23 protein-coding genes are annotated in these 26019 nt (G+C 62.3%); 9 read left to right on the top strand and 14 right to left on the bottom strand.

The annotated features are described in order from the left end of the window. The first annotated feature begins 22 nt into the window (after nucleotides 1–22). From AC6CH8_RS03500 to AC6CH8_RS03485, 4 genes are all read left to right on the top strand, one after another. Entirely contained in the window at nucleotides 23–1111 is a 1089-nt protein-coding gene (locus AC6CH8_RS03500) for a fatty acid desaturase family protein (protein ID WP_091466541.1), read from the top strand. A gap of 85 nt (nucleotides 1112–1196) precedes the next feature. Further along, nucleotides 1197–2162 carry a quinone oxidoreductase family protein gene (locus AC6CH8_RS03495; RefSeq protein WP_498188640.1) on the top strand — a complete coding sequence of 322 codons (966 nt, stop codon included), beginning with the start codon at nucleotides 1197–1199 and terminating at the stop codon, nucleotides 2160–2162. Between the two features lie 154 nt (nucleotides 2163–2316). Then, nucleotides 2317–6228, top strand: a complete 3912-nt coding sequence (locus AC6CH8_RS03490; RefSeq protein WP_498188667.1) for a Pls/PosA family non-ribosomal peptide synthetase — start codon at nucleotides 2317–2319, stop codon at nucleotides 6226–6228. 12 nt (nucleotides 6229–6240) lie between these two features. Continuing rightward, the gene (locus AC6CH8_RS03485) at nucleotides 6241–7584 is read left to right on the top strand and encodes a M1 family metallopeptidase (RefSeq protein ID WP_498188639.1); all 1344 of its coding nucleotides are present in this window, start codon (nucleotides 6241–6243) and stop codon (nucleotides 7582–7584) included. On the opposite strand, the gene AC6CH8_RS03480 is transcribed toward AC6CH8_RS03485, so the two are convergent. The 6 genes from AC6CH8_RS03480 to AC6CH8_RS03455 all read right to left on the bottom strand — a co-directional run bounded on the left by AC6CH8_RS03480 (nucleotide 7581) and on the right by AC6CH8_RS03455 (nucleotide 14693). Then, complete coding sequence (locus AC6CH8_RS03480) at nucleotides 7581–8219, bottom strand: 4'-phosphopantetheinyl transferase family protein (RefSeq protein ID WP_498188638.1); 639 nt, start codon at nucleotides 8217–8219, stop codon at nucleotides 7581–7583. The genes AC6CH8_RS03485 and AC6CH8_RS03480 overlap by 4 nt on opposite strands. Nucleotides 8220–8246: 27 nt before the next feature. Beyond that, on the bottom strand, nucleotides 8247–8906 hold the full coding sequence (locus AC6CH8_RS03475; RefSeq protein WP_498188637.1) for a hypothetical protein: 660 nt from the start codon (nucleotides 8904–8906) through the stop codon (nucleotides 8247–8249). A gap of 138 nt (nucleotides 8907–9044) precedes the next feature. Further along, the gene (locus AC6CH8_RS03470) at nucleotides 9045–9911 is read right to left on the bottom strand and encodes a trypsin-like serine peptidase (protein WP_429331748.1); all 867 of its coding nucleotides are present in this window, start codon (nucleotides 9909–9911) and stop codon (nucleotides 9045–9047) included. A gap of 186 nt (nucleotides 9912–10097) precedes the next feature. Further along, nucleotides 10098–12641, bottom strand: a complete 2544-nt coding sequence (gene pheT / locus AC6CH8_RS03465) for a phenylalanine--tRNA ligase subunit beta (RefSeq protein ID WP_498188636.1) — start codon at nucleotides 12639–12641, stop codon at nucleotides 10098–10100. Nucleotides 12642–12643: 2 nt separating this feature from the next. Beyond that, the gene (gene pheS / locus AC6CH8_RS03460; RefSeq protein WP_498188635.1) at nucleotides 12644–13705 is read right to left on the bottom strand and encodes a phenylalanine--tRNA ligase subunit alpha; all 1062 of its coding nucleotides are present in this window, start codon (nucleotides 13703–13705) and stop codon (nucleotides 12644–12646) included. 109 nt (nucleotides 13706–13814) lie between these two features. Continuing rightward, a complete protein-coding gene (locus tag AC6CH8_RS03455) occupies nucleotides 13815–14693 on the bottom strand; it encodes a resistance to Congo red protein (protein ID WP_498188634.1) in 879 nt (292 codons plus the stop codon). Between the two features lie 98 nt (nucleotides 14694–14791). Here AC6CH8_RS03455 and AC6CH8_RS03450 point away from each other — a divergent pair, with 98 nt between their 5' ends. Then, nucleotides 14792–15238, top strand: coding sequence for a hypothetical protein (locus AC6CH8_RS03450; RefSeq protein ID WP_498188633.1), 447 nt, complete (start codon nucleotides 14792–14794; stop codon nucleotides 15236–15238). Between the two features lie 2 nt (nucleotides 15239–15240). Next, nucleotides 15241–15870 carry an SIMPL domain-containing protein gene (locus AC6CH8_RS03445; protein ID WP_498188632.1) on the top strand — a complete coding sequence of 210 codons (630 nt, stop codon included), beginning with the start codon at nucleotides 15241–15243 and terminating at the stop codon, nucleotides 15868–15870. Here AC6CH8_RS03445 and pcp read toward each other — a convergent pair. Then, nucleotides 15867–16508: a pyroglutamyl-peptidase I gene (pcp, locus tag AC6CH8_RS03440; protein WP_429331743.1), complete on the bottom strand. Its 642-nt coding sequence runs from the start codon at nucleotides 16506–16508 to the stop codon at nucleotides 15867–15869. The two genes, AC6CH8_RS03445 and pcp, sit on opposite strands and share 4 nt — an antisense overlap. Before the next feature lie 93 nt (nucleotides 16509–16601). Here pcp and AC6CH8_RS03435 point away from each other — a divergent pair, with 93 nt between their 5' ends. Continuing rightward, a complete protein-coding gene (locus AC6CH8_RS03435) occupies nucleotides 16602–17693 on the top strand; it encodes an Rv2578c family radical SAM protein (protein WP_498188631.1) in 1092 nt (363 codons plus the stop codon). A 56-nt stretch (nucleotides 17694–17749) separates the two neighbouring features. Here AC6CH8_RS03435 and AC6CH8_RS03430 read toward each other — a convergent pair whose 3' ends face one another. Continuing rightward, nucleotides 17750–18184, bottom strand: coding sequence for a (deoxy)nucleoside triphosphate pyrophosphohydrolase (locus tag AC6CH8_RS03430; RefSeq protein WP_498188630.1), 435 nt, complete (start codon nucleotides 18182–18184; stop codon nucleotides 17750–17752). Between the two features lie 133 nt (nucleotides 18185–18317). Between AC6CH8_RS03430 and AC6CH8_RS03425 the strand changes: the two genes are divergently transcribed. Continuing rightward, on the top strand, nucleotides 18318–19526 hold the full coding sequence (locus tag AC6CH8_RS03425) for an MFS transporter (protein ID WP_498188629.1): 1209 nt from the start codon (nucleotides 18318–18320) through the stop codon (nucleotides 19524–19526). Between the two features lie 126 nt (nucleotides 19527–19652). Here AC6CH8_RS03425 and AC6CH8_RS03420 read toward each other — a convergent pair whose 3' ends face one another. From AC6CH8_RS03420 to infC, 5 genes are all read right to left on the bottom strand, one after another. Further along, nucleotides 19653–20579: a cation diffusion facilitator family transporter gene (locus AC6CH8_RS03420; RefSeq protein WP_498188628.1), complete on the bottom strand. Its 927-nt coding sequence runs from the start codon at nucleotides 20577–20579 to the stop codon at nucleotides 19653–19655. A gap of 101 nt (nucleotides 20580–20680) precedes the next feature. After that, complete coding sequence (locus tag AC6CH8_RS03415) at nucleotides 20681–21592, bottom strand: TrmH family RNA methyltransferase (protein WP_498188627.1); 912 nt, start codon at nucleotides 21590–21592, stop codon at nucleotides 20681–20683. 26 nt (nucleotides 21593–21618) lie between these two features. Continuing rightward, nucleotides 21619–22287 (bottom strand): 50S ribosomal protein L20, sunset domain variant, encoded by a 669-nt coding sequence (rplT, locus tag AC6CH8_RS03410; RefSeq protein WP_498188626.1) that lies wholly within the window; start codon nucleotides 22285–22287, stop codon nucleotides 21619–21621. 119 nt (nucleotides 22288–22406) lie between these two features. Next, complete coding sequence (gene rpmI / locus AC6CH8_RS03405; protein ID WP_011774324.1) at nucleotides 22407–22601, bottom strand: 50S ribosomal protein L35; 195 nt, start codon at nucleotides 22599–22601, stop codon at nucleotides 22407–22409. Between the two features lie 116 nt (nucleotides 22602–22717). Then, nucleotides 22718–23770 (bottom strand): translation initiation factor IF-3, encoded by a 1053-nt coding sequence (gene infC / locus AC6CH8_RS03400; RefSeq protein ID WP_498188625.1) that lies wholly within the window; start codon nucleotides 23768–23770, stop codon nucleotides 22718–22720. Nucleotides 23771–24163: 393 nt separating this feature from the next. Here infC and AC6CH8_RS03395 point away from each other — a divergent pair, with 393 nt between their 5' ends. Beyond that, nucleotides 24164–24562, top strand: a complete 399-nt coding sequence (locus AC6CH8_RS03395) for a DUF1844 domain-containing protein (RefSeq protein WP_498188624.1) — start codon at nucleotides 24164–24166, stop codon at nucleotides 24560–24562. Nucleotides 24563–24663: 101 nt separating this feature from the next. Here AC6CH8_RS03395 and AC6CH8_RS03390 read toward each other — a convergent pair whose 3' ends face one another. Then, nucleotides 24664–25968: an MFS transporter gene (locus tag AC6CH8_RS03390; RefSeq protein WP_498188623.1), complete on the bottom strand. Its 1305-nt coding sequence runs from the start codon at nucleotides 25966–25968 to the stop codon at nucleotides 24664–24666. Nucleotides 25969–26019 lie beyond the last annotated feature (51 nt).

Here is a 26019-nt window from a genome sequence, read left to right as displayed (position 1 = left end):
GTTAGCGATACGGGGCACATTTATGTCACCCACGTCCACCGCTGAGCGCCCCAAAGCTCGCGCAATTCAGCCAAATCCCGTCGTCCAGAGCTACTCAGAGCTCCTCAAGAGCGTCAAGGCTGCAGGACTCCTCGAACGCCGTAGCGGCTTCTACATCTGGGTCTTCGTGGCCTTGGTACTGCTCATGGCCGGCACCTGGCTCGGCTTCGCACTCATAGGCGATTCCTGGTACCAGCTCCTGATCGCTGCGGCCGTGGGCATCCTGTGCACGCAGCTTAGCTTCCTTGCCCACGAGGCAGGTCATAAGCAGATTTTCGCTTCACGGCGCGCCAACGACTGGTCGGCCCGCCTCCTGGCCACCGGCGTGGCCGGCATCAGCTACTCCTGGTGGGAGCAGAAGCACGGAGCCCACCACAACCACCCCAACGTCATTTCCAAGGACCCGGACATCCGGAACAACGCCTTGGTCTTCCACGAAGAGGCAGCAGCAGAGCGCAAGGGCCGCCTCGCGTTCCTCACACGCAGGCAGGGCTGGTTCTTCTTCCCGCTCCTGATGCTCCTTGGCATCAGTCTTCAGTTCGACTCCCTACGCTTCGTGTTCGGCAAGCAGAACGTGCGCCACCGCTGGGTTGAGACCCCCATCCTCGTGACCAGGCTGGCCGCCCTTCCGATTCTGGCTTTCACGTTCCTGCCCATCGGCATGGCATTCGCCTTCCTGGGCGTACAGATCATGGTTTATGGCTTCTACATGGGCGCCTCGTTCGCCCCGAACCACAAGGGCATGCCGGTCCTTCCCAAGGACAGCCGCGTGGACTTCCTCAACCGCCAAATCCTGACCTCGCGCAACATCTCCGGTGGCATCTTCATGGACTTCCTCCTGGGCGGGCTAAACCGTCAGGTTGAGCACCACCTGTTCCCGGACATGGCTCGCCCCCATTTGTACAAGGCCACAAAGATCGTGCGCGAGTTCTGCGCCAAACACTCCATCCCGTACACCGAAACCACGCTGATGCAGTCATACGGCATCGTGGTCAGGTACCTCAATGAAGTAGGCCTGGCAGCAGGCCGCGGCTTCGACTGCCCCGTCGCGTCGACGCACGGACGCCGCTAGGCGTTCGACACCGGAGGCCCCAACCTCCCTAGGATGGATTCTGAAACCGGGCACCGGAAGGACCGCCCCGAAGTAAGGAGCCACCATGACGCACGCCATCGTTGCCAAGCAGTCCGGAGGACCTGAGGTCCTCGAGTACGCATCCGTGGAAACACCGTCGCCTGGCCCCGGCCAGCTGTTGATCAAGGTCGCAGCTGCCGGGGTCAATTTCATTGAAACCTACCAACGCAGCGGCACTTACAAGGTGGACTACCCCTTCACGCCAGGAGCCGAGGCAGCCGGCACCGTGGAGGCCGTTGGAGCGGGGGTTGAGGAATTTTCCGTCGGCGACCGTATTGCCACGGCCGAGGCAACCAGGACCTACGCGGAGTACGCCCTCGTTGACGCGAGCAAGGCGCTTCCGGTTCCTGCCGGCGTCGATGACCACACCGCCGCAGCCCTGCCGCTGCAGGGCATCACCGCCCACTACCTGATGAACTCATCGTTCCGGGTAGAGCCGGGCCACACCGTTCTGCTTCACGCGGGCGCAGGTGGCGTTGGTCTGCTGTTGACACAACTGCTGAAGGCCCGCGGCGCCCGCGTCATCACCACCGTCTCCTCCGACGAGAAGGCGGACCTCTCCACGCTGGCGGGCGCCGATGAAGTGCTCCGGTACGAGGACTTCGCTGACAAGGTCCGTGAACTCACCGATGGCGAGGGCGTCAACGTGGTGTACGACGGCGTAGGCAAGGACACGTTCGACGACTCCCTTAAGAGCCTGCGCATCCGCGGTGCCATGGTGCTCTTCGGCGCAGCCTCCGGCCCGGTGCCGCCGTTCGATCCCCAGCGTCTAAATGCCGCAGGTTCGCTGACGCTGACCAGGCCCACCATGGCGCACTTTGTCCAGAACGCCCAGGAACGCCGCTGGCGCTCAGCAGAGATTTTCGACGCCGCCGCCAACGGCACCCTCGCTGTCAGGGTGGGCGCAACGTACCCCCTCGCGGAAGCCGCCCAGGCTCACAGGGACCTTGAGGGTCGCCGCACAACCGGGAAAGTCCTGCTGGTTCCCTGAACCCTTTTTGAACTCCGCATGTGCAAAAAGCGAACAATGGTGCAACAAAGTGTGACGAGTGGGAAACGTCAGACACCTTTTGTTCATCTTTCTGCGGAAAGCTGAGGTTGTGAGCACAGAACATCCCGCTGGGGCTGGCACTACGCCTGCCCTGATGACGTACCGTCCCCAGCTACCGGGAGGCGCTGCCGCACCCGCCGAGCGTACTCTCGTCGACATCTTGGAAGAGACCGCGTCATCGTTCCCCGAGGCCTCGGCCTTGGATGATGGCCAAAAGTCCTTGAGCTACACCGAGTTACTCAAGGCCGTTCGCGCTTTTGCCACACAGTTGAACCGTGCGGGGCTTGGCCGGGGAGACAAAATCGGCGTCCGGATCCCCTCAGGCACCAATGAGCTCTATATCGCCATCCTGGGAATTCTCATGGCCGGCGCCGCCTATGTGCCCGTGGATGCGGACGACCCGGAAGAGCGGGCCCGTTTGGTATTCGGCGAAGCCAAGGTGGGGGCCGTCATCGCTGGGGGCCTGGACATTCAGCTCTCCGGTTTGGCTCGGGAAGCTGTCTCCACGCCAGCCATCCCCGGATTGGACGACGACTCCTGGATCATCTTCACCTCCGGGTCCACCGGGACGCCCAAAGGCGTTGCAGTCAAGCATCGTTCATCAGCAGCGTTCGTCGACGCTGAGGCCCGTATCTTCCTTCAGGCTGAGCCCATCGGCCCTCAGGACCGGGTACTCGCCGGCCTTTCTGTGGCCTTCGATGCTTCCTGCGAGGAAATGTGGTTGGCCTGGCGGCACGGAGCCTGCCTGGTACCGGCACCACGGGCCCTTGTTCGAACCGGCATGGACCTCGGTCCCTGGCTCATCAACCACGGCATTACTGTGGTTTCAACCGTGCCCACCCTTGCCGCGCTGTGGCCGGCTGAGGCCTTGGAAAATGTTCGCTTGCTCATCTTCGGCGGGGAAGCATGCCCGCCTGAGTTGGCCGAGCGCCTCGCCGTGGACGGTCGTGAAGTGTGGAACACCTACGGGCCTACGGAGGCAACCGTCGTTGCCTGTGCCGCTCCGCTGGGCGGACCCGGCCCCGTACGGATCGGCCTGCCGCTGGATGGGTGGGACCTCGCCGTCGTCGATTCCACCGGGGTTCCGGTCGCAGAAGGTGAGATCGGTGAACTGATCATCGGCGGCGTGGGGCTGGCCCGCTACCTCGATCCCGCCAAGGACGCCGAGAAATATGCCCCTATGACAACGCTTGGATGGGAACGCGCATACCGTTCAGGTGACCTGGTGCGATTTGAAGCCGAGGGCCTGATCTTCATGGGTCGCGCAGATGAACAGGTCAAGCTGGGTGGACGCCGGATCGAACTGGGCGAAGTGGATTCGGCACTGCAGTCCTTGCCTGGCGTCGCCGGCGCTGCTGCTGCGGTGCAAACGACGGCGGCAGGCAACCAAATCCTGGTAGGTTACCTGGCTCCCGTTGACGGTCACGAGTTGAACATGGACGAGGCCCGCAAGCTGCTTGGCGAAAGCCTCCCGGCGGCCCTGATCCCCCTGCTGACCACCGTTGATTCCCTCCCCACCAAAACCAGCGGCAAAGTGGATCGGCACGCACTCCCCTGGCCTCTGGCCGGGGCCGGCGCCACCGAGGCCGGCAACGCACCGCTGAACCTGCCCGACGACGCCCGATGGGTGGTGGACCAGTGGGAGTCCGTGCTGGGCAGCCCCGTCAGTTCGCTCGACGCCGATTTCTTCGCCTATGGCGGCGGGTCCTTGGCGGCGGCCCAACTTGTTTCTGCCCTCCGCGTCCGTTACCCCACCATCACCGTCGCTGATATCTATGCAACGCCCCGCGTGGGGGCGCTGATTGACACTGCAAGGCAGTCAATTCCCGACGGCGGATCGCCGGGGCCCGCTGCTGAGCGCACCGTCCGCCCTACCGCCTTGAAGTCGCAAATCTTCCAGGTCCTCATGGGCGTGCCGTTGCACATACTCGTGGGAATGCGCTGGCTGACCTACCTCATGGCCGCCAACAAACTCCTGGCAGACTTCGCCGGATTCGCGGCCGCCCCCGTGGTCTCCTGGTGGTGGATCGCAGCGTCGTGGCTGGTCTTCGTCAGCCCCTTGGGTCGGATGGCGATCTCCGTGATTGCAGCCAGGGTTCTGCTTGGCAGGATTCAGCCCGGTACCTACCCGCGGTCCGGCAAAACCCACCTGCGATTGTGGTTGGCCGAGCAAATACAAGACCTGTCGGGTGCTATCGGCTTGGCCAGCGCCCCGTTCGTCCCGTACTACGCCCGTGCCCTCGGAGCCAAGATCGGCAAGGATGTCCACCTGCATTCGTTGCCCCCGGTTACCGGTCTGCTGTCGCTGGGCAGCGGGGCAAACATCGAGCCCGAAGTGGACCTTTCCGGTTGGTGGGTGGACGGCGATTCAGTCCACATCGGCCAAATCCATGTGGGAGCCGGTGCAGTAGTAGGCGCCAGAAGCACCCTGATGCCGGGTGCCACCATCGGCGCGGGTGCCCACGTCGACGCTGGATCCGCCGTGCTTGGCAAAGTGAAAGCCGGACACCTCGTGGCCGGCTCCCCCGCGGAGCGCCGCGGAAAAGCCAAGCACGAATGGCCGGAAACCAGCAGCCGACAGCCAGTGGTTGACCGACTCTGGTTCTCAGCGTTTGCCAGCGCTTCGGCCCTGCTGGCCCTGATCCCCTATATTTCGGCGTTCGCCGGAGCCTTGGTGGTCCTGGCTTTTATCCAGGGTCATGAGTCGTTGGAAACAGCTCTTCCGCAGATCGCCCTGGCCGTTCCACTTGCCGCCCTGGTGTGGTTCTTCGGCAATCTGGTGCTCATCCTGATCGTTGCAAGGCTCTTGGGCTTGGGCCTCAAGGAGGGCTACTACCGGGTTCGCAGCCGTATCGGCTGGCAGGTTTGGGCCACGGAGCGCCTCCTGGACATGGCTCGAGACCTCCTCTTCCCCGTCTACGCGAGCCTCTTCACTCCGCTCTGGTTGCGCCTCCTAGGCGCCAAAGTGGGGAAGAACGTGGAAGCGTCAACGGTGCTGTTGGTTCCCAAAATGACCACCATCGGCGATGGCGCCTTCCTTGCCGACGACACCATGGTGGCCTCCTACGAACTCGGTGGGGGCTGGATGAAAATCGCTCCGGCCAAAATCGGCAAGCGTTCCTTCCTGGGCAATTCGGGCATGACCGCCGCGGGACGAAACGTGCCCAAGAACTCCCTCGTCGCTGTTTTGTCTGCCACCCCTGCCAAGGCGAAATCCGGCACGTCATGGCTGGGCAGTCCGCCCGTCAGATTGCGCCGCACCGCCGTCGATGCCGACCAAACCCGGACGTTCCGCCCGGCCCTGAAGCTGAAAATCGCCAGGGCGCTCTGGGAACTGTGCCGCCTGTTCCCTGTCATCCTCACAGTGGCCATCGCCGTGAGCGTGATGCTTGTGTTGGACTGGATGGCGCGCGGATGGGGCTATTGGATAGCTGCCGTCCTGGGCGGTGTTGTCATGTTGGCAGCAGGGGCTGTGGCCGCGCTCAGCTCCATCGTGGCCAAGTGGGTTCTGGTGGGGACCATCCGCTCCGGCGAACACCCGCTGTGGAGTTCGTTTATTTGGCGCAATGAGGTTGTGGACACTTTCATCGAAATGGTCAGTGCGCCGTGGTTTGCCCGGTCGGCTGCCGGAACTCCCGCCTTGGTGTGGTGGTTGCGCGGACTCGGAGCCAAGATCGGACGCGGAACGTGGTGCGAAAGCTACTGGCTCCCCGAAGCCGACCTCGTGACCCTGGGCGAGAACTCCACAGTCAACCGTGGCTGCGTGGTCCAGACGCACCTCTTCCACGACCGTGTCATGAGCCTGGACACGGTGACGCTCGGCAACGGTGCCACGATGGGTCCGCACGGCGTCATCCTTCCCGCGGCGAGCATCGGCGACGGCGGTACTGTTGGGCCGGCGTCGTTGGTCATGCGTGGCGAAACTGTCCCTGCCGGGACGTACTGGATGGGCAATCCGGTGAGCCCGTGGGTGGGTCCGTCTGCACAAGCGCCGCGCCTCAAGTAGATTGGACGGATCATGACCGCACCAATCACTCCCCCCCTGACCGAAGCCGATCCCTACGCCTTGAACCACGGCAGCAGCAGCTACCGCGTGGACAGGTACGAGTTGGATCTCGACGTCAGGCTGGGCAGCAACAAGCTGATGGGCAAGGCGGTCCTGCGGTGCACGGCTTTGGAACCGTCCACTCAGATAGTCCTTGACTTAGTGGGCCTTCGGGCAAGCAAGGTTCAGCTGGACGGCAAGAAGCTGCAGAAGTTCAGTCACAGGGCCGAACACCTCGTCCTGACGCCGGCATCCCCGCTTAAGCCCGGCCAGCAGTTCTCCCTCGAGATCCGCTACGACGGAAATCCCCAGCCGCGCCGCGGCCTTTGGGGCGATGTCGGCTGGGAGGAACTGAACGACGGCGTATTGGTCGCCGGACAGCCCAACGGTGCGGCGTCCTGGTTCCCCTGCAATGATCATCCACGATACAAGTCGACGTTCCGCATCTCGGTGACCACTGACGATAATTACCGGCCAGTGTGCAACGGGAGCCTCGTCTCGCACTCCCGCAAGTCCAGCCGGGAAACGTGGGTCTACGAACAGGCTGAACCCATGGCCACCTACCTCGCCACTGTGCAGATCGGGCGCTACGCCAAGGTTCCCCTGCACGTGGACGACACCCACCAGAGGGTCCCCCAGTTCGTGGCAGTCACAGCCGAAATGGCAGTGGACGCCCTCCAGGGCCTGAGGCGGCAGCCGGACATGATGCGCACCTTCGAGGACTGCTTCGGCCCCTACCCTTTCGCCGACTACACCTCGGTGGTCACTGAGGATGCGCTGGAAATTCCCCTTGAGGCCCAGACCGTGTCCATTTTCGGCCGAAACCATATGCGCGAGTCCTGGGAAGCGCAGCGCCTGATCGCGCACGAGCTTTCCCACCAGTGGTTTGGTAATTCGCTGACGGTGAGCAGCTGGAAGGACATCTGGCTGCACGAAGGCTTCGCTTGCTATGCAGAGTGGTTGTGGTCCGAGGAATCCCGCACCATGACGGTCGCCGCCCGAGCAACGGCTGCGTGGAAAAGGCTCGACGCCGGGCCGCAGGACCTTCTGGTGGGAGACCCCGGCCCTGAGCTGATGTTCGACGATCGCGTCTACAAACGCGGTGCGCTTGCTGTTCATGCAGTCCGAATGGCGGCCGGCGATGAGGCGTTCTTCAGTTTCCTTCAGCATTGGACGGCGGCTAACCGTCACGGGTCGGTTTCAACGGCGACGTTCGTTGAGGCTGCGGATTCGTTCATTCATGGATTCGATGCCGCGGGAATCCTCCGGCCATGGCTCTACGAAACTTCCCTGCCGCCATTGCCATCTGCGCGTTAGCCGAGGGCCAGAGCGGCGACTAATCCGTCAGGCAGTTTAGTGTGGGTGATGTCGCGCAGACCTTTGATGTGCAGCACATCCAGGTTTGCAGGGTTATGGCGCAAGCCTTCCCCTGTCATCTTCAGCCAAGCTTCTTTGCGCGCCCAGAGTCGGGCGCGCTGTCTGGTCTGCTCACTCTCCGGAACTGACGCCAGGAAACGCTGCTCGTTTGAGGTCAATGCGACGTCGTCGAAGCCGCCAAAGCCAACCCCGTCAACCGATTCAAGGTCCACACCCAGCCGGAGGCCATCCGTAGGATGCACGACGGCGGCCAGCAGCACCCAGCCCGACGCCCGGGACGCGCTGAGCGCCAGAGGTGCCGGAACGCCGTCGAGCATGAAGCCGGGACGGCCGTGGTCTTGTCCCGGGCCGCATTGCGGGCAGCGATAGTCGGGCACGAGGCGGGCGGAGTCAACCTCCAGGAGTGAGGCGGCGAAGCGCAGCAAAGCTAGCCGGCCGGCAATGAACTCATCCCGGTACGCCGGGTTATCGAACTTGCCTGCACGATCCAGGGCTGGCCGGCCGAGGGTTTCGACGCGGATGTCCGGAACCAGCAAGTCGTCGAGCTTCCACAGCTCAACTATTGGGCTGTCCATCACGACTTCCAAGCCACGTGTCGTCTTCTAGAGCGGACCATACCCGGCATTTCCATACGGGTCCTGCCACGTAGCCAGATCCTCCTCGACTGCCTTCCGGAAAGCAGGATCCTCTTGCACCTTTTGCCGGAAGGATTGACGAGCCCTGCTTATGACTGCCGAGGGTATGAGGATGCAGACCACCAACAGAGCCACCATTAAGACGTAACAACCGGCGAGGGTGATGACGGCATTACCATCCCGGGCAGTGGCCCCAGGCATTACCGTGGCCATGATGCCGCCTTGCACTGCGGCAATCAGCGCCACCGTCCAAAGGGCGCTTCGAACAGAGCCAGGGCCGCGCGAAATGAGGAGCCGGTTAGTATCGGGCAGCGAAGCACGCACCCTATTCCAGGAGAAGAGGCCCAAAATCGTCAGAGCGGCTCCCAACGGACCAAGAGTCAAGATGACTACCAGGTTGCCTGTTATCGCTGAGAAGAAGACACCCGTAAGGACCATGAGGATGCCGCCGCTGACCGCGCTGCTCCAAGCTGCAGCGCGGGCGCCCTGGGCATCGGCTAATTGCCGTAAGCGGGAAGGGGCTCCAGACGGGCTGATCCGGGCCAGCTCCGGGGAGAGCCAGTAGTCGAGGGGATGCACGGGCCCGGCGACCGGGAAGGGACGTGGACCAGGACTAGGACTTGTCATTCAGTTTCTCTCGCAGATGTTGCCGGCTTGCCTCAAGCAAAACTCTATCTGCTCAGCGCCTATGGCTCCGGTCAGCAGTGTTCCCCGCAGCTAAGGTAACGCTGCGGGGAACACTTTGGGCGGACTAACCCAGCCGGGCTACTTCACCGAGGTCAGGTAATTCGCCAGCGTGGGTGTGATGCGCGTGCCTGAGTTGGAGCTACCACCGTTGGTGTGGATGGCCATGATCGTGTTGGAGCTGTTGTAGACGGGCGCTCCACTCTGGCCGCCGTAGGTGTCCATTTTGTAGTAGACCTTTTCGGTCGTCGTGCTCTCAATGGGGCCGGTCATGGACCACATGGTGCCAAACGCTTTGTCCCCCGGGTAGCCACGGACTGTCGTGCTGGTTCCGTTCAGGCTGGCCGTGGTGCCGGTGTAGTTGAGCCAGCCGGTGGTGTTGCCGATGGTGCAGTCGAGTTTTATGACACCCCAGTCAGCGTTGGTGTTTGCGGAGTCGATCCAGCGCTGATCCGTGAAGATCTCTGTTGCTCCGCAAGTGCCGTAAGGGTCGGTTGACCCGTTGCGCCCCGGAGCCACTTTGACGCCCCAGGAGTAGTCGGCTTCCGATCCGGTGCCGCCTTCGTGCACGCAATGGCCTGCGGTCAACACGGTGTCGTCGGAAATCAGGGCGCCGGAGCAAATGTAGCCACCATTGAATTCGATCTGCACGATGGAGCGGTTGGGGGCAGCCGTGGTGTTGGTGATCCGAACCCGGCCATCCGCGCCGATGACTGAGTCCGTGGAAGCCCCTCCAGCCTTGGACGGCACGGCGATGGTGTATTTGTCCGCTAACGGCGATGCTGGGGAACCGGAAACCTGCGACTGGTCGACGGTGTGCGACACGGGCTGGACCTCTGCTGCAGCCACTTGTGGCGTCGACTCTGACGCTACTGCGGCTCCGCCAAGCGAGGACGTCAAAGCCATTACTGCAGCCCCGACAAGCAAAGCAACGTTCTGCTTCTTCATGGGTACCTTTCAAGGGACGGCTCTCAGCGAACCGTGCGAGGGATGTGATACACATGCTTCACATGTGTATGACAAAACTGTCATACACATGTGAATAGTCTGTCAAGATGCTGGGAGTGCAATCTCGTTAAATAAAAATCCCCGGGACCAACAGGTCCCGGGGATCTTGATCAGTTGCGGCAGGGATCAGCGCTGGACTGCACCGAAGCGCTCAGTAGCCACAGCCACCGCTGCTGCCCGTGCCTCAGACGCCTCGTCCGCCGTCAGCGTGCGGTCGTCTGCACGGAAGCGGAGGCCGAAAGCCAGCGACTTCTTGCCATCCTCGATGCCCGGACCAACGTAGACGTCGAACAACGAGACATCCTCAAGAAGTACTCCAGCTCCTTCGCGGAGGGCGGCCAGGACCTGGTCTGCCGGGACATCCTGCGGGACAACCAAGGCAACATCCTGTGTCGCCACGGGGTACCCGGAGATGTGTTTGGCCACGATCACGTCAGCGGCCGCCTCAAACAACGCTTCCACGTTGACCTCAACAGCTACAGAACGCGCAGGCATATCGTGGGCAGCGAGGAGCTTCGGGTGAAGTTCCCCGGCGTAACCCACAACGTCGCCGTTGCGCAGCGAAAGCTGAGCCGCGCGTCCCGGGTGGAACGCCTGGTGGCTACCCTGGCTAACGACCAGTTCCACACCCAGGACATCCGCCATGAGGCGTGCCACATCCAGGGCGTCAGCCCAGTCCCAAGCACGCGGGCTATGCGTAGCAGCGGCCGGAGAATCGTGGCCGGTCATAACAGCGCCGATGTGCAGCGGCTGGTGCGGGACGCCGTCGTACAGTGCATCCAGAACCTCGTCGGCCGGCTTGACGCCCAGCGGCGGAATGGAATCCGTGCCCAGCTTGTCGCCAGGGAGGAAGACCGAACCGGCTTCGTACAATGCCAGATCGCGGAAGCCGCGTGAGTGATTGCGGCGGGCAACCTCGATCAGGCCCGGCAGGATCGACGTACGGAGGAAGCCGTGTTCTTCGCTGATCGGGTTCGCCAGCTTCAACGCCGGACGCGGTTCGCCTTCACCAGCAACACCGAAAGTGTCATTGGCAGCTTTGGAGACGAACGGGTAGGACAATACCTCGGTGAGCCCCGCATCTGCCAGCGCCTGGACAACCCGGCGCTTCTGCTGTTGGCTCCGGCTGAGCCCACGACCCGGAGGCGCAACCGGAAGAGTGGCAGGGATGTTGTCGTAGCCAACAAGCCGGGCGATTTCCTCCGACAGGTCTTCCTTGGTTTCGAGGTCGTTGCGCCAGCTCGGAGCAGTAACCCGGTAACCGCTGGATGTCTTCTCCACCGCAGCGCCAAGGTCCTTGAGCGATGTGATGATCTGCTCTTCCGTGAAGTCAATGCCGATACGGGCGGCAGCGAACTCAGCAGGCAAGTCGATAGTCACGGCATCAGGTGCGGTTCCGACGTCGGTCCCTGCCTCGTCCGCCGTGCCACCGGCGAGCTCTACCAACAGATCCACTACGCGCTGGGCAGCAATGTGGGCCACATGCCAGTCCACGCCACGCTCGAAGCGCTTGGAAGCTTCGGAGGGCAGCTTATGGCGGCGACGGGAACGCGCGATTGAGACCTCATCGAAGTGCGCCGCTTCCACCAGGATGTTCGTGGTGGAGTCGGAAACCTCGGTGTGGGCACCGCCCATTACACCGGCAATGCCAATGGCACCGGAATCATCGGTAATCAGCAGGTCCTCGACGTCGAGTGTGCGCTCTTTGTCGTCCAGGGTGGTGATCTTCTCCCCCGCCACTGCGCGCCGCACCACGATGTCGCCCGCGAGCTTGTCGAGGTCGTAGCAGTGGTTCGGCTGTCCGAGCTCAAGCATGACGTAGTTGGAGATATCAACCGGCAACGAGATGGACCGAACGCCAGCCAAACGAAGGCGCGCGGACATCCACGGCGGGGTGGGACGGGAAGCATCCACGCCACGAACCGTGCGGGCCACGAAACGGTCGCAGCCAGGCTTACCGTAAATGGGAGCGTCGTCGTTGAGCTTGACGCCGTGGCCGCCCTGCAGGGTGGCCGGAGCCGTGACCTTTGAAGCCGGGTCCACGAAGGTTGTTCCGGTGGCGTGGGCGTACTCGCGTGCCACACCACGGATGGAGAAGGCATAACCGCGATCCGGCGTGACGTTGATTTCCGCTGCTTGGTCGTACAGGCCCAGCAGTTCCATCGCATCAGTGCCGATTTCCGGATCCAGGCCGATGCGTGAGAGCACCAGAATGCCGTCGTGGTCATCGCCGATGCCGAGCTCACGGACGGAGGCGATCATGCCCGCGGAAAGGTGACCGTAGGTCTTCCGTGCGGAGATCTGGAAGTTTCCAGGCAGCACGGCACCGGGGAGGGTGACAACAACTTTGTCGCCCTCCACAAAGTTGTGCGCACCGCAAATGATGCCTTGCACACCCGAAGGATCGATACCCTTGCCGGTGAGGGTCTGCTCCTGGCCTTCCGGAACAACGCGAACCTGGCACCAGTTGATGGTCTTGCCATTGGTCTGCGGTTCCTTGACCAAGCTCAGTACCTGGCCCACCACAACGGGACCGGTGAGCTCGTCCGTGGGACGGTGGACTTCCTCTTCTTCGAAACCGACCTTGACCAGGTCAGCCATGACGTCTTCGGCCGTAGCATCGGCCGGAACCTGCGCGAATTCACGCAGCCAGGAAAGTGGGATACGCACTGTTAGATCTCCATCCCGAAGTGCTCGCTGAAACGTACGTCGCCTTCGATCATGTCGCGCATGTCGCCGACCTCGTTGCGGAACATGAGCGTGCGCTCAATGCCCATGCCGAAGGCGAAACCTGAATAGATGTCCGGATCGATGCCGGCTGCCCGGAGGACGTTGGGGTTGACCATGCCGCAGCCGCCCCACTCAATCCAGCGGGGACCACCCTTGGCACCCGGGTGCCAGATGTCCAGCTCAGCGGAAGGCTCCGTGAACGGGAAGTAGTTGGGGCGCAGGCGAATGGAAGCTTCGTCGCCGAACATCTGGCGGGCGAAGTGCTCCAACGTTCCACGAAGGTCCGCCATGCTCAGGTCCTTGTCGATCGCCAGTCCCTCGAACTGGTGGAAGACAGGGGTGTGCGTAGCGTCCAGTTCATCCGTGCGGAAGACCTTGCCGGGGCACAGCACATAGATGGGCACTTCGCGTTCCAGCATGGAACGGACCTGCACCGGGGACGTGTGCGTCCGCATGAGCAGGTGCGCTTCGGGAGGCTCCACAAAGAACGTGTCCTGCATTTCGCGTGCGGGGTGGTCAGGCTTGAAGTTCAGGGCATCGAAGTTGAACCATTCGGACTCCACCTCGGGGCCTTCGGCGATTTCCCAGCCCATGCCAACAAAAATGTCCGAGACGCGGTCCTGCAACGTGGACAGCGGGTGGCGGGCACCGGCGCGACGACGACGCGGAGCGGCCGTAACGTCGACGGTTTCTTCCACCAGGATGCGGGCGTCATTCTCGGCCTCGAGAGCTTCGGTCCGGGCTGCGAGCGCCTTGTTGACCTGGCCACGGGAGGAACCCATGAGCTTGCCGGCGGCGGCCTTGTGCTCCTTCGCCAAGCCACCGATTTCACGGTTGGCCAGGCTCAGAGGCGACTTCTCGCCGGTGTGGGCGAGGCGGACAGCCTTGAGTTCTTCGAGGGAGGAAGCAGCCGAAATGGCGGCAATGGCGTCCTCGACGGCGGCGGTGATGGCGGCTTCATCCAGCGGATTCGGGATGGCAGCGCCTGGCAAAGTGTCAGTCATCTACTGTTCTTAGCTACGAGTAGGGAGCGGCCCGGCTAGGCGGACCTGCAAAACGAAAGGGTAGTGCTCGCCGCGGACGGCAGGCACTACCCTTCAGTCTAGTTGAACCTCACAGGCCATCGTCGCGCGTCTGGCCCGGCTGCTGGACTGGGGGTTGCTGTACCGGCGGCTGCGGCGAATACGGCGGCTGCTGCGGTGCGTACGGTTGCTGCGGGTTGTAAGCCGACTGCTGTTGAGGAGCGTAACCTGCCTGCCCCGGCTGAGGCGCGTAACCCGGCTGGCCATAAGGAGTGGCACCTGCGAGCGCCGGCTCCTGCCGGGCAGACCTCTTGCGCAGCAGAACGAACAGCAGGACCAGCGCACCGGCAATGACCAGCACAGCTACGAGGATCCAGATGATCCACATCGGAATTCCAGCGTTGGCCTCGGCCTTGGCTTGAACCACTGTCCCGTTGAGCGCCAGCATGTCAAACGTGGCCGTGTTGCCATCCACGGTGGCGCCATTGGCCTCCACCACCTTGCCCGGGAACGTGAACTTGACGGAGGCTTCGTCGAACATTGACTTTGCCATGGCCGACGACGATGCGTCACTGCTTTCAGCACCGGTCACTCCACCCATGGAGATGATATAGAAGTCCCCTTCCTTCTTCAGTTCGAAGGGGTTCTCGGAGCTGGAGGAGTCAGCAAGCTTTGCAGGGTCGAGGTTGGCGGCGGTGATCCGCTTGCCTTTGTACTTCTCGTCCTCGTAGTCCACCACGGTAGCGCCGTCGGGGATGTCCATCCCCTGGCTTCCGGTACCGTTCGACTCCATGAATTCGTCGAAGGACTTCTCGCCCAGCACGGATTTCTGGATGGCATAGACAACCTCGTAGTCCACGCTCTTTTCGTTGTTGACCTTCACGGACATGTTGAGCTTGACGCAACCCGTCAATGCCAGCATGAGTGCGATCAGTACACCGACTACGCCCAAGGCGCGTTTCGAGTTCATATCCCTCGTCCCCCAATTTTTATTTTTGGCACCTGCGGGTGCTCGAACAGCGTATCTCTACTAACGCCGGGCACACACTACGGCGCTAGCATGGCATCATGACTCCGGCGCAACGCTTTCGGCAGATCGCAAACGTCCTGAACCTGTCCACCCCGCTGGGGCTGGCGGTAGCAGCCGCGTCCCGTTCCACCGTTTCCCACGGCCCGCGGGGGCTTCTGATCGCTGCCGGGTACAACTGGAAGCTCCCCCATGCAGGCGCGTTTACGCTGGGGAACGTAGTCCTGTACCGGGCGCCGCATGGTGTCGCCGGAACCAACGCAGTGCTCCTGGGGCATGAGGAGCGGCACAGCACCCAGTACGCGTACTGCCTGGGGCTTCCTTTCCTGGCCTTTTACGGCGTCGCCGCTGGCTGGTCCATGCTTCGCAGCGGGAACCCGGCGTCGCGGAATTTCTTCGAACGGCAGGCCGGCCTCGTGGCCGGCGGTTACATTGACACTCATCCCCGCCGGCAGGACAGCCGTGCAGGCAAGCGAATCGAGGCCTGAACATGAACCGAACCATCACTGTTACCGGGACCGCGAGCGCAAAGGCCGTCCCGGACCTGGTGACATTAACGCTCGGCGTGGAAACGCGTCGGGATACAGCCGCGAAAGCCTACGACGACGCCGGCAAAGCAGCTAACGCTGTCGCAGCCAGTTTGCGGGCAGCGGGTGTTTCCGACGTAGACCTCCGGACCAGCGGGCTGAACCTTCGTGCCGATCTGGCCTGGGTGGAAGGGCAAGGGCAGAAGGTGACTGCATACGTGGCATCCACCAACCTGCAGGTGGGAATCCGTTCCCAGGCGGGTGCTCCTGCTGCTATCGCCGCAGCTGTTGCGGCTGGCGGAGACGACATCCGGATCAACGGGATCGAACAAGGATTTGCGGATGCCGCTGCGGTCACAGCCCGGGCTCAGGAGGCTGCGTGGCAGGACGCCGTGGCCCGGGCCGAACAGTACGCTTCGTTGGCATCTGCCCGGCTTGGGCAGGTGGTGTCCGTATCCCAGGAGCCCCTGCACGGCGGACCCATTCCCCTGGGTGTCATGGTGAGGGCATCCTTCACTGCGGAGGCGTTGCCCGTGGAAGCTGGAGAGTCCTCAGTCTCGGCCAGCATCAAAGTGGAATGGGAACTCGTTTAGCGAATAGCTCCGGCTGACATTTTCACGTCCGCCTGTGTGTGCAGCGTCGTCCGGACAATGACGGCAAGACCCTCCGCCATTAATTCCAAAGGCATGGACGGAGTTGGGCTGCCATCGGGCAGCTGTTCCGGCAAATAGGGAACATGGACGAACCCGCCACGAATATCCGGCCTGGATGCGAGGGCATGCATCAAGGCATAAAAGACGTGGTTGCACACGTAGGTTCCCGCGGACTGCGAAACCTCTCCCCTGATTCCCGCCACTTGGAGGGCCCTCAGCGCGGCCTTAATAGGCAGGCTTGAGAAGTATGCTGCAGGCCCGCCACGGATGACTTCCTCATCGATGGGGCGCTGGCCTTTGTTGTCCGGTATCCGGGCGTCATCGCAATTGATGGCGACGCGTTCCAAGGAGATCCGTCCACGGCCTCCCGCCACGCCGGCACAGAGAACTATGTCCGGGTTCACGCGGGTTATGGCGTCGGTGAGGACTGTCCCCGACTCACCAAAGACGCACGGCAGCTGCACGGCTTCAACGGCGATGCCTTCCGAGTCGAGCAACCCTGCCGCCCGCCGCGCTGCAAGCCAGGAAGGATTCACATCGTCCTCGCCAAACGGTTCGAAGCCAGTCAGCAGAATCATGGCCCAACCTTAGCAACGCTCCAGTCCCGGTGTCCGCAGAGCTTGCCTTCCGGGACCTTGACATTCGTTCGAACATACATTCGAATAGAGTCCATGAGATGGGACGCACAAGCACTTTCACCTAAACGTGGACCGGTGTCAGAACCCAGTGGTTTCGAGGCGCCAGGCCCTGCCCCGGCCTTGGACGCCTTGCTGCCGCTTGCCGGGCTTGTGCGTTCCATCTCGACACCCGAATTCTCCGGAGTCACCTTCCATGAGGTCACCGCAAAGTCAGTGCTCAACAAGGTGCCTTCGGGTTCCAATATGCCGTTTGAGTGGACCGTGAACCCGTATCGCGGATGCAGCCATGCCTGCGTGTACTGTTTCGCGCGGAAGAGCCACACGTATTTGGAGTTCGACGCCGGGCGGGACTTCGATTCGCAAGTGGTGGTCAAGATCAATGCCGCCGAAGTTCTCCGAAAGGAATTGGCCAAGCCTTCTTGGGAACGGCCCCAAGTCGCCCTCGGCACCAACACGGATCCCTATCAACGCGCAGAGGGCCGCTACATGCTCATGCCCGGAATCATCCGGGCACTCGCAGATTCCGGCACGCCTTTCTCCATCTTGACCAAGGGCACGCTGCTGTCCAGGGACATTCCCCTCCTCAAGCACGCCGCCACCCAGGTCCCCGTGGACCTTGGCATCTCCCTGGCGATGACCAACCAGGACCTCGCAGAACTCATAGAGCCTGGCACGCCTTCACCCAAGGCACGGCTCAAGCTCATCGCCCGGCTCCGCGACGCCGGCCTGGGGTGCGGCGTTATGGCCATGCCCATCCTGCCATGGCTGACGGACTCGGACGAAGCCCTCGATTCCCTGTTCGCGGAACTGACCAAAGCGGGCGCCACAGGAGTCACCGCCGGCGCCCTGTACCTTAAGCCCGGAACCCGTGAGTGGTACATGAAATGGCTGGCCACCCAACACCCGGAGTTGGTGGGCAAGTACCGGCGACTCTATGGACAAGGCTCCTATGCTTCCAAGGAGTATCGCGCGTGGCTCACCGGCAGGATCACCTACTTCAAGGCGAAGTACGGCTTCACCGGAACATCCGGATTCAGCCACCGGAATGCTCGCACTGCCTCTGGGTCGGCGGCGGCAACCGTGGACGCCTCAGCTCCCCTTCCTGGACAGCAGCCGCTTTTCTAGGTTGAAGGCCACCGGCTACGCGACGCAACCATCTTTTCCATCCAAGCGCCCGGTTCTCACGCGGGAGCGGCCAGCCGGCTAAGCAACGCCCGGACTATTGGAAGGTCCGCCGGAATCCACGGAAGGCTGAGAGCTTCGTCACGATCAGCCAACGATACCCAACGCAATTCGTCGTGATCCTCCAGCGGCCGCGGCTCTCCCGACGTCAGCTCGGCGAACCACACACGCATGGAGGCACGCTCATTGAGCGTCCACCCAGTGGTGTTGCCCGAGTCCAGCTCGGCCCCGAGTTGCACTTCAATGCCCAGTTCTTCCGCGAGTTCACGGTGCAGGGCAGCCTCCGCAGTCTCACCGGCTTCCACCTTGCCGCCCGGAAATTCCCACATGCCAGCGAACTGGGGCGGCGCAGTGCGGCGCGCAACAAGAAGGCGGGCGGGGGCTTCCAAGGAGTCGACGACGGCGGCGCCCACGACGTTGATCAGTGCAGTCACCGAAACAGTCTATGGGGCCCGATGAATGGGCATCGTCACATAGCTGCGACAAGTCACGGGGCCCCGGACTAAACTTGTTATCGGATTTTCTCCAATTTCTCCAGCCCACAAGGCACCCTTAAGAAGCAGGCTTATGACTACCACCGTGTCCACCCCCGCCACCGCCAAAGCAGCAAGGAAACACCTTGGCTTGGCCATCCTGGCCTTGGCCATGGGCGGGTTCGCCATCGGTACCACCGAATTCGCCATGATGGGCCTGCTGAAGGAAATCGAGGAGGGGCTGGGCATCAGCACCCCCGAAGCGGGCAACCTCATCTCGGCTTACGCATTGGGCGTCGTTATCGGCGCTCCCCTCTTCGCTGCGTTCGGGGCAAAGCTTCCCAGAAAGCACCTTGCGTTGGGGCTCATGCTGTTCCTGTCCTTGGCAAACCTGACGTCCTTCGTCGCACCGGATTACGGCTTCATGCTGCTCTCCCGTTTTGCTTCCGGACTTCCCCACGGAGCTTTCTTCGGAGTGGCAGCCGTCATCGCAGCCGGACTCGTAGCCCCAACCAAACGGGGCTGGGCAATCTCCATGGTGATGGCAGGACTCACGGTCTCCAACGTCATCGGGGTTCCTTTGGCCACATGGGTTGGGCAGACCTTCGGGTGGCGGCTCCTCTTCGTCATTGTGGGCGCCATCGGATTGTTGACCGTCGCCATGGTGTGGAAATTCGTCCCCTTCGAGGCAGCCCACCCCGAGGCCAGCATCCGACGCGAACTTGGAGCCCTCAAACGGCTCCAAGTTTGGCTGGCGCTCCTGATCGGCATCATTGGGTTTGGTGGCTTCTTCGCCGTTTACACCTACATTGCACACACCATGACCTCTGTGGCTGGCATACCGGAGAACCTGATCCCCGCGGTTGTGGCTCTCTACGGACTGGGCATGGTGGTGGGAAACATCTTCGGAGGACGCCTTGCCGACAAGTCCGTGATGGGCACCATCTACTGGGTCATGCCGGGAATCGCCGTGGCCCTGGTGGTCTACGCCATTGCTGCGCACTGGGCCTGGGCCGCCTTCATCATGGCGTTCGTGGTGGGCGGTGTGGGCTCCATGCTCACTCCCGCGCTGCAAACCCGCCTCCTGGACGCTGCCCCGGGCGCCGCATCGCTGGCATCCTCGCTGAACCACTCCGCCCTCAATATCGCCAACGCGCTCGGCGCCTTCCTGGGCGGCACAGTTATTGCCTGGGGTTGGGGATATGTGGCTCCCGCATTGGTTGGCGCGGTCCTTGCCATTCTGGGCCTCGGAGTGGCCCTGGTCAGTGGTTTGCTGGAGCGAAAAAAGCCGCTTTCCTCCTGATCCACCAGAAGAGCGCTGGTTGGCCGGAAAACCACACACAACAAGCATGGGCTCCGCCACGGCGGAGCCCATGCTTGTTAAGCACCTATCGAACTTACTAATCCGGAAGGAACATTTCCGGAACGGCTAACCCTGCGGCGCCTGGACGCGTTCTATGTCAGGTTCGAGGTAGATGACCCGCGCAATGGGGACTGCCGCACGGATACGCTGCTCGGCGGCGTCGATCCCCTTCGCAATCTCTTCGCCCGTCTCAGAGGCCTCCATGGAGATCTTCGCAGCTACAAGCAGCTCTTCCGGACCCAGGTGCAGGGTTTTGAGGTGGATGATGCGGGTGCCGTCAGCTTCCAGTGCCTCCGTGATGCGCTGGACATCTTCCCTGGTGGCAGACTCCCCCAGCACCAGGGACTTGGTTTCCAGGGCAAGGACCACTGCGATGGCCACCAGCAGGAGGCCAATCATCGCTGTGCCGAGTGCATCCCAGACCCCGTCACCGGTGACCAGCGTCATTCCCACACCGAAGAGCGCGAAAATCAGGCCAAGCAAAGCGCCAAAGTCCTCCAGCAGGATCACTGGCAGTTCCGGCTGCTTGGCGTTGCGGACAAACTTGACCCATGATTGCTTGCCGCGGATGTGGTTCGACTCAATGATGGCCGTGCGGAAAGAGAACGACTCAGCAATGATGGCACCGACCAAGACGGCCAACGGGACCCACCAGAAAGCCCCCTCGATACCGTGTGGGTGCTGGAACTTCTCCCAGGCCTCGTACAGGGCAAACAGGCCACCCACACTGAACAGCACGATGGAGACGATGAACGCGTAGATGTACCGCTCACGGCCATAGCCGAACGGATGCTCGGGGCTGGCGGCCCGCTTGGCCCGTTTGCCTCCCACAAGCAGCAGGATCTGGTTTCCGGAGTCCGCCACCGAGTGGATGGCTTCAGCCAGCATGGACGATGACGCCGTCAGGAAGAATGCAGTGAACTTCAATACGGCAATAGTCAGATTGGCGGCCAGGGCCGCCACAATCGCTTTGGTACCGCCACCTGCAGCCACGAAAACTTCACCTCTTTGGGTTCGGGGAAAGAATGGGATGTACCAAGAAGAGTCGTCATCGTCCGATCTTGCATCCAATACCGTACCCGGCGATGCGCTGTTTACACATTCTCCAGTCGGGCGCCCTGCTGGGAACGCGCGCTGGCGTAAAGACACACAGTGGCGGCGGTACCCAGGTTCAGGCTTTCGGCTGCCCCGTAGACAGGAACCGCCACGCGATGATCAGCCAGCGCAAGCTCGGTCTCCGACAAACCCTGTGCTTCGTTGCCGAACATCCAGGCCGTAGGTGCCTCAAGCGCATAGTCCGACGCTACAGATTCATTCCCAAGTCTCCGCGCCGCATTCTCATCCTGCAGTTTGTCCAAGTTGACGGTTCCATATCCGTCAGCAGCCAGGACACCGATACCGCGATCCCGGCAGCGTGCCACCAACTCCTCGACATCGGCGCCCAGCACCACCGGCAAGTGGAAAAGGGAGCCAGCTGTCGACCGGACAGCCTTGGGGTTGTAGATGTCCACGCTCGAACCAGTAAGGACCACTGCGTCGGCGCCGGCAGCATCCGCAGCGCGGAGAACAGTCCCGGCGTTACCGGGATCGCGCACCTGGCACATGACGGCGATCAGGCGTGGACCGGCGTCGAGCACCGACTCCAAGCTGACATCCACAAAACTGCACACAGCCACAATCCCCTGCGGATTGACGGTATCCGCCATGGCGGCAAGGACTTCGTCACTTGCAAGCCGGAGCTGCGTTTCCTGCGCCAGGTCGGCAAGCTCAGGGAGGCGCTCAAGGCACGCTTCGCTGGCAAAAACTTCATGCACGACGGCGGGTCCTCCTGCCGCAGTGCGCTCACGGTGCAGGCTCAAAGCCTCACGCACCGCCTGCGGACCCTCAGCAAGGAAGCGTCCGCGTTTTAAACGCGCCGGGCGCCCGGCAAGCCTGGCGACGTCCCTCACCCGATCAGCTCGGGGGTTGGTCATCGGAAAGTCTTGCGGGCGCCCGGTTTCGTTCATATAAAGAACTTTAGTGGCAGTTGCGACTAGTTCTTGATCTGCTGGCGGGCTTCGCCACCTGCAGGCTCAAAGCCAGCGGCCTTTGCAGCCTCAACGGTGGAGAACCAGTACTCAGCAGCAGTGGTGTTGTACCAGGTGGAACCCGGAACGTGGTACTTCTTGGACTCGGCGTTGCCCTTGATGGCGTAGCCTTCCGGAGCTTCGTCGCCATCAGCAGCAACTGCGCCGTCGATAGCCGGCTTCTCGGAAACAACAGCCTTGACAGCCGTTGCGGTGGCAGCAGCCGGAGCAACCTTGGCGGCCTTGGGAGCAGCAGCAGCGGTCGGCGCGGAGGTGTCAGCCGGAAGTGCAGCCTTGGCAATGTTCACCAGGGCGGCGAAAGCGTTGGCGTCAGAGACAGCCAGCTCGGCCAGCATGCGGCGGTCAACCTCAACCTCAGCGGCCTTGAGGCCCTGGATCAAGCGGTTGTAGGTGAGGCCATTGGCGCGGGATGCAGCATTGATGCGCTGGATCCAGAGGCGACGGAAGTCACCCTTCTTCTTGCGGCGGTCGCCGTAGCTGTACACAAACGAGTGCAGCAGCTGCTCTTTGGCCTTGCGGTACAGGCGCGAACGCTGTCCGCGGTAACCCTTTGCGCGTTCGAGGACAACCCGGCGCTTCTTGTGGGCGTTTACCGCCCGCTTCACACGTGCCACGTGCGTACTCCTTCAGAAATCTTTATCCCAAGCTGCTACTGCCGGAAACCCGGCCGGCCTGAGAAGGCTTTTGGTGTAGTCGGTCCCTGCCGGATGGCAGTAACCAAAGAACTTGGAACTTAGACGCCGAGCATCTTCTTGATGACCTTGGCATCGCCCTTGAAGACGAGCTTGTCGCCGGCGAGGCGACGGGTCAGCCTTGAGGACTTGTGCTCAAGGTAGTGACGGCGGTTGGCCTGCTGACGCTTCAGCTTGCCGGTGCCGGTCAGCTTGAAGCGCTTCTTAGCACCGCTGTGGGTCTTCATCTTCGGCATGGGAACCGATCTCCTTACGTATCCACGGACGAGTCCGCGATTCTTTCGCGCAGCCGGCCTACGAGGGCCGGCGTGCTGGTTGCTTGCCGTTGGAGGCGGGCCTCCGAGGCGTTGAACTAGTTGGTCTTGCGTGATGCAGGCTTGGGCGCAGCCTTGGGGGCCGCGGGCCGAGCTGCCGGCTTGGGAGCTGCCGGCTTGGCGACGGGCTTCGGAGCCGACGGAACTGCAGGCTTCGGGGCGGCTGCCGGAACAACTGGCTTCGGAGCCGCTTCTGCCGGTGCTGCCTTGGCGGCCGGTGCAGTTTTCGCCGGCGCAGGCGCTGCCTTTGCCGGAGCTGCCTTGGCTGCAGGAGCCTCGACCACGGGTGCTTTTTCTACAACCGGAGCAGGAGCTTCTTCAACAACCGGAGCTTCTTCAACAACCGGAGCCTCTTCAACAACCGGAGCCTCTTCAACAACCGGAGCTTCCTCAGCAACGGGAGCTTCCTCAGCAACCGCGGCCTGGGCCTCGGGGGCTTCGACAGTTTCCTGCTTGGTCTCCTCTTCGGTGACCTTGAAGCCCTCGGGAAGAAGGTCGGCGAGGCTCTGCGTCAGCGGAGCCTGTTCGCCTGTGGTGTCTACACGTCCGGATGCCTTGGCCTCATTCTGAGCCTTGGCTTCAGCACGCTGCGTAGCGCGACGGGCTTCGGCCTTCGCTTCAGCCTTGTTCTTCAGCGGTCCGATCACCATGACCATGTTGCGGCCATCGATGCGCGGGCTGGACTCGATGATGCCAACCTCGGCAACGTCTTCAGCAAAACGCTGCAGCAGGCGGATACCCATCTCGGGACGCTGCTGCTCACGGCCGCGGAACTGGATCATGGCCTTGACCTTGTCACCGGCGCCCAGGAACCGAAGTGCGTGACCGCGCTTGGTTTCGTAGTCGTGCTTGTCGATCTTAAGGCGGAAGCGAATTTCCTTCAGAACCGTGTTGGTCTGGTTCTTGCGGGCCTCGCGGGCCTTCACGGCGGCTTCGTACTTGTACTTGCCGAAGTCCATCAACTTGCAAACAGGAGGCTTAGCCTGCGGGGCAACTTCAACGAGATCGAGATCGGACTCGGCAGCAAGACGCAGGGCGTCCTCAATGCGGACAATTCCTACCTGTTCGCCGGCAGGACCGACCAACCGCACCTCGGGGACGCGGATACGCTCATTGATTCTTGGCTCGCTAATGTTAAAGCTCCTGTGGTTGTGGTGATGTCACCGGCAAAAAGAGAAGGCCCCCAATTGCTGGTGCAATCGAAGGCCTCGAAGATCGGCTGCACCTCCCCGCGGGAAGTACGCACCCTCGGAAGCAATGCCTCCGGAAGTGTCCGACCAGGTACCCGGCAACCTCTTGTCCCGAAAGGGATCCTGTCCCCGAAGGGAACGGTTGACGCGGGTGGGAGAGAACTCCGCTTGCAAACTGAAAGTCAATTCTACAGAAACAACCCGCCAAGCGCACATTGCGGAAGGCGGGAGCAAGAACTGCAGATGTTGACTGTGAATAACGACTTCCAGTCGGTCTGTGACAAGCTTACCAGTATGAGCACTGAAGACAGCAATTCCCGTAACTCCTATGGGGAAGACGCCTCCCCCGCCGCTGATGCCGGAGTGTCCCAGCAGATCCGTGACATCGCTGAAGTTCCCGCAGTGGAAGTCATTACAACGGGCGCCGTTCACCTCATGAGCGCGGCCGCCGTCAAGGTGGGCCTGGCCGATGATCCCAATGCCGAGGACCTCAAGGACTTGGACGAAGCCCGCAAGCTCATCACGGCCCTCGCCGGCCTGGTGTCAGCAGCCGCCCCGGAAATCGGTTCACAGCACGCCGGCCCGTTGCGCGATGGCTTGCGTTCACTGCAGCTGGCATTCCGCGAGGCTTCCCTCATTCCTGACGCCCCGGGCAAGGGTCCGGGCGAAAAGTTCACCGGACCGGTGAACTAGCCCCAACTTCCGCAATAGTCAACGACGGCGGGTCGACCACGTGTGGTCGACCCGCCGTCGTTGTTTGTTTGTTTGTTGTTGAGGTTCAGCGCGTCAGGGTTTCAGACGCGGGCGGCCCGGCGGCGCAAGGACGTGAGGATGAGTCCGGTAGCGCAGAGAGCGACACCCGCGATGCCGACCGCGGCAAAGCCACCCGACGGACCCACGGTGTCGATGAAGACCCCGGCCAAAGGCGCGCCCAAGGCAACGCCTGCGGTCAGTGCCGAGCCGTACCAGCCCATCGCTTCACCCCGGCGCTCCTCGTCCACCAGGTCAGCCACCATCTCAGACGACGCCGACAAAACCGGTGCGCACAAAAGGCCGGGCAGGAGCGAGAGGAACGCGAGGGTCCAAGTGTCCTGGGCAAAGCCCATCGGAATGGTAAGAGCGGCCATGCCCAGGAGCAAGAGCATTGGCGAGATGGTCCGCTTCATTGACCCGTAGATGAGTCCACCGACCACGGACGCTGCGCACCAGAAGAAGAACACGATGCCGATTTCATTCTCGTGTCCACCACGTTCCAGCAGCCCGACGATGCTGACATCCGAACCACTGAGCACCATCCCGGATCCCGCGGCTACGACGAAGAGTGCCGCAACGGAAACCGTGAACCAGGTGAAGTTCCTGGCGACGCGACTCCGGAAGGCTGATGTGCGCGAAGTTGCCGACGCCATTTCAGAGGCCGCCTCCTGGACGTGGGCAGGCGCTGAGGCCACCATGGCAGCCTCCGCAGCAGCGAGGTCAGCCGCCGCCCTGTCCGCGGTCTCCTGCGGGGTACAGACCACTTCGCTCCGGGTTGGCGGGTTGAACCACATAAGGAACAGCCCGGCAACGGAGACCGAAATTCCTACTGCCGTCAGTCCGATCGCCGAGAAGCCACTGGTTGCCACGATGGCACCGACAGCCGGGCCGATCATGAACACCAGCTCGGTGGCGATGGAATCGAGGGCAAAGGCCGATCGCCGCTGCTCGCCATCCACCATGACACCCAGCGACTGGCGGACAACACTGAAAATCGGCAGGGTGAAAAGACCGCCGACAAACACCAATGGCAGCAGCCATTCATACGAAACGTGCGGGACTATCGACCAGATGACGGTTTCGGACACAACCGAAGGGATCAGAGCCTTCCTCAGCCCCACTATGTCCACCCGGCGACCACGCCAGGGTGCACCCAGCGCAATGCCGATGGTCATGACAGCGGCCGCTGCACCGGCGGCGGCGTAGCCCTGGCCCAGCGTCAGCACGATGTGCAGAGTGAGGAGCACGCCCGCCGCCGAGTGTGGAATGCGCGCAATCATGCCCACAACCAACAGACGCCGGACAGGGCGGATGGACAGCATCTCCTTATAGAGAGCGAAGTTCACTGGCTAAATCCTCTTGTTCCCCAGGGCAGCCCCGGGGAACCGGCACTGCCA

The sequence above is a fragment of the Paenarthrobacter sp. GQ52 genome, from assembly GCF_059759005.1.
Note: the sequence above shows the minus strand (reverse complement) of the source record. Positions and strands in the feature narration are given on the sequence as shown.

What these genes read in the sequence shown, in the direction of transcription:
- AC6CH8_RS03500 (WP_091466541.1), top strand. Translation starts at nt 23, where the DNA reads ATGTCACCCACGTCCACCGCTGAGCGCCCCAAAGCTCGCGCAATTCAG.
- AC6CH8_RS03495 (WP_498188640.1), top strand. Translation starts at nt 1,197, where the DNA reads ATGACGCACGCCATCGTTGCCAAGCAGTCCGGAGGACCTGAGGTCCTC.
- AC6CH8_RS03490 (WP_498188667.1), top strand. Translation starts at nt 2,317, where the DNA reads ATGACGTACCGTCCCCAGCTACCGGGAGGCGCTGCCGCACCCGCCGAG.
- AC6CH8_RS03485 (WP_498188639.1), top strand. Translation starts at nt 6,241, where the DNA reads ATGACCGCACCAATCACTCCCCCCCTGACCGAAGCCGATCCCTACGCC.
- AC6CH8_RS03480 (WP_498188638.1), bottom strand. Translation starts at nt 8,219, where the DNA reads ATGGACAGCCCAATAGTTGAGCTGTGGAAGCTCGACGACTTGCTGGTT.
- AC6CH8_RS03475 (WP_498188637.1), bottom strand. Translation starts at nt 8,906, where the DNA reads ATGACAAGTCCTAGTCCTGGTCCACGTCCCTTCCCGGTCGCCGGGCCC.
- AC6CH8_RS03470 (WP_429331748.1), bottom strand. Translation starts at nt 9,911, where the DNA reads ATGAAGAAGCAGAACGTTGCTTTGCTTGTCGGGGCTGCAGTAATGGCT.
- pheS (WP_498188635.1), bottom strand. Translation starts at nt 13,705, where the DNA reads ATGACTGACACTTTGCCAGGCGCTGCCATCCCGAATCCGCTGGATGAA.
- AC6CH8_RS03455 (WP_498188634.1), bottom strand. Translation starts at nt 14,693, where the DNA reads ATGAACTCGAAACGCGCCTTGGGCGTAGTCGGTGTACTGATCGCACTC.
- AC6CH8_RS03450 (WP_498188633.1), top strand. Translation starts at nt 14,792, where the DNA reads ATGACTCCGGCGCAACGCTTTCGGCAGATCGCAAACGTCCTGAACCTG.
- AC6CH8_RS03445 (WP_498188632.1), top strand. Translation starts at nt 15,241, where the DNA reads ATGAACCGAACCATCACTGTTACCGGGACCGCGAGCGCAAAGGCCGTC.
- pcp (WP_429331743.1), bottom strand. Translation starts at nt 16,508, where the DNA reads ATGATTCTGCTGACTGGCTTCGAACCGTTTGGCGAGGACGATGTGAAT.
- AC6CH8_RS03435 (WP_498188631.1), top strand. Translation starts at nt 16,602, where the DNA reads ATGAGATGGGACGCACAAGCACTTTCACCTAAACGTGGACCGGTGTCA.
- AC6CH8_RS03425 (WP_498188629.1), top strand. Translation starts at nt 18,318, where the DNA reads ATGACTACCACCGTGTCCACCCCCGCCACCGCCAAAGCAGCAAGGAAA.
- AC6CH8_RS03415 (WP_498188627.1), bottom strand. Translation starts at nt 21,592, where the DNA reads ATGAACGAAACCGGGCGCCCGCAAGACTTTCCGATGACCAACCCCCGA.
- rpmI (WP_011774324.1), bottom strand. Translation starts at nt 22,601, where the DNA reads ATGCCGAAGATGAAGACCCACAGCGGTGCTAAGAAGCGCTTCAAGCTG.
- AC6CH8_RS03395 (WP_498188624.1), top strand. Translation starts at nt 24,164, where the DNA reads ATGAGCACTGAAGACAGCAATTCCCGTAACTCCTATGGGGAAGACGCC.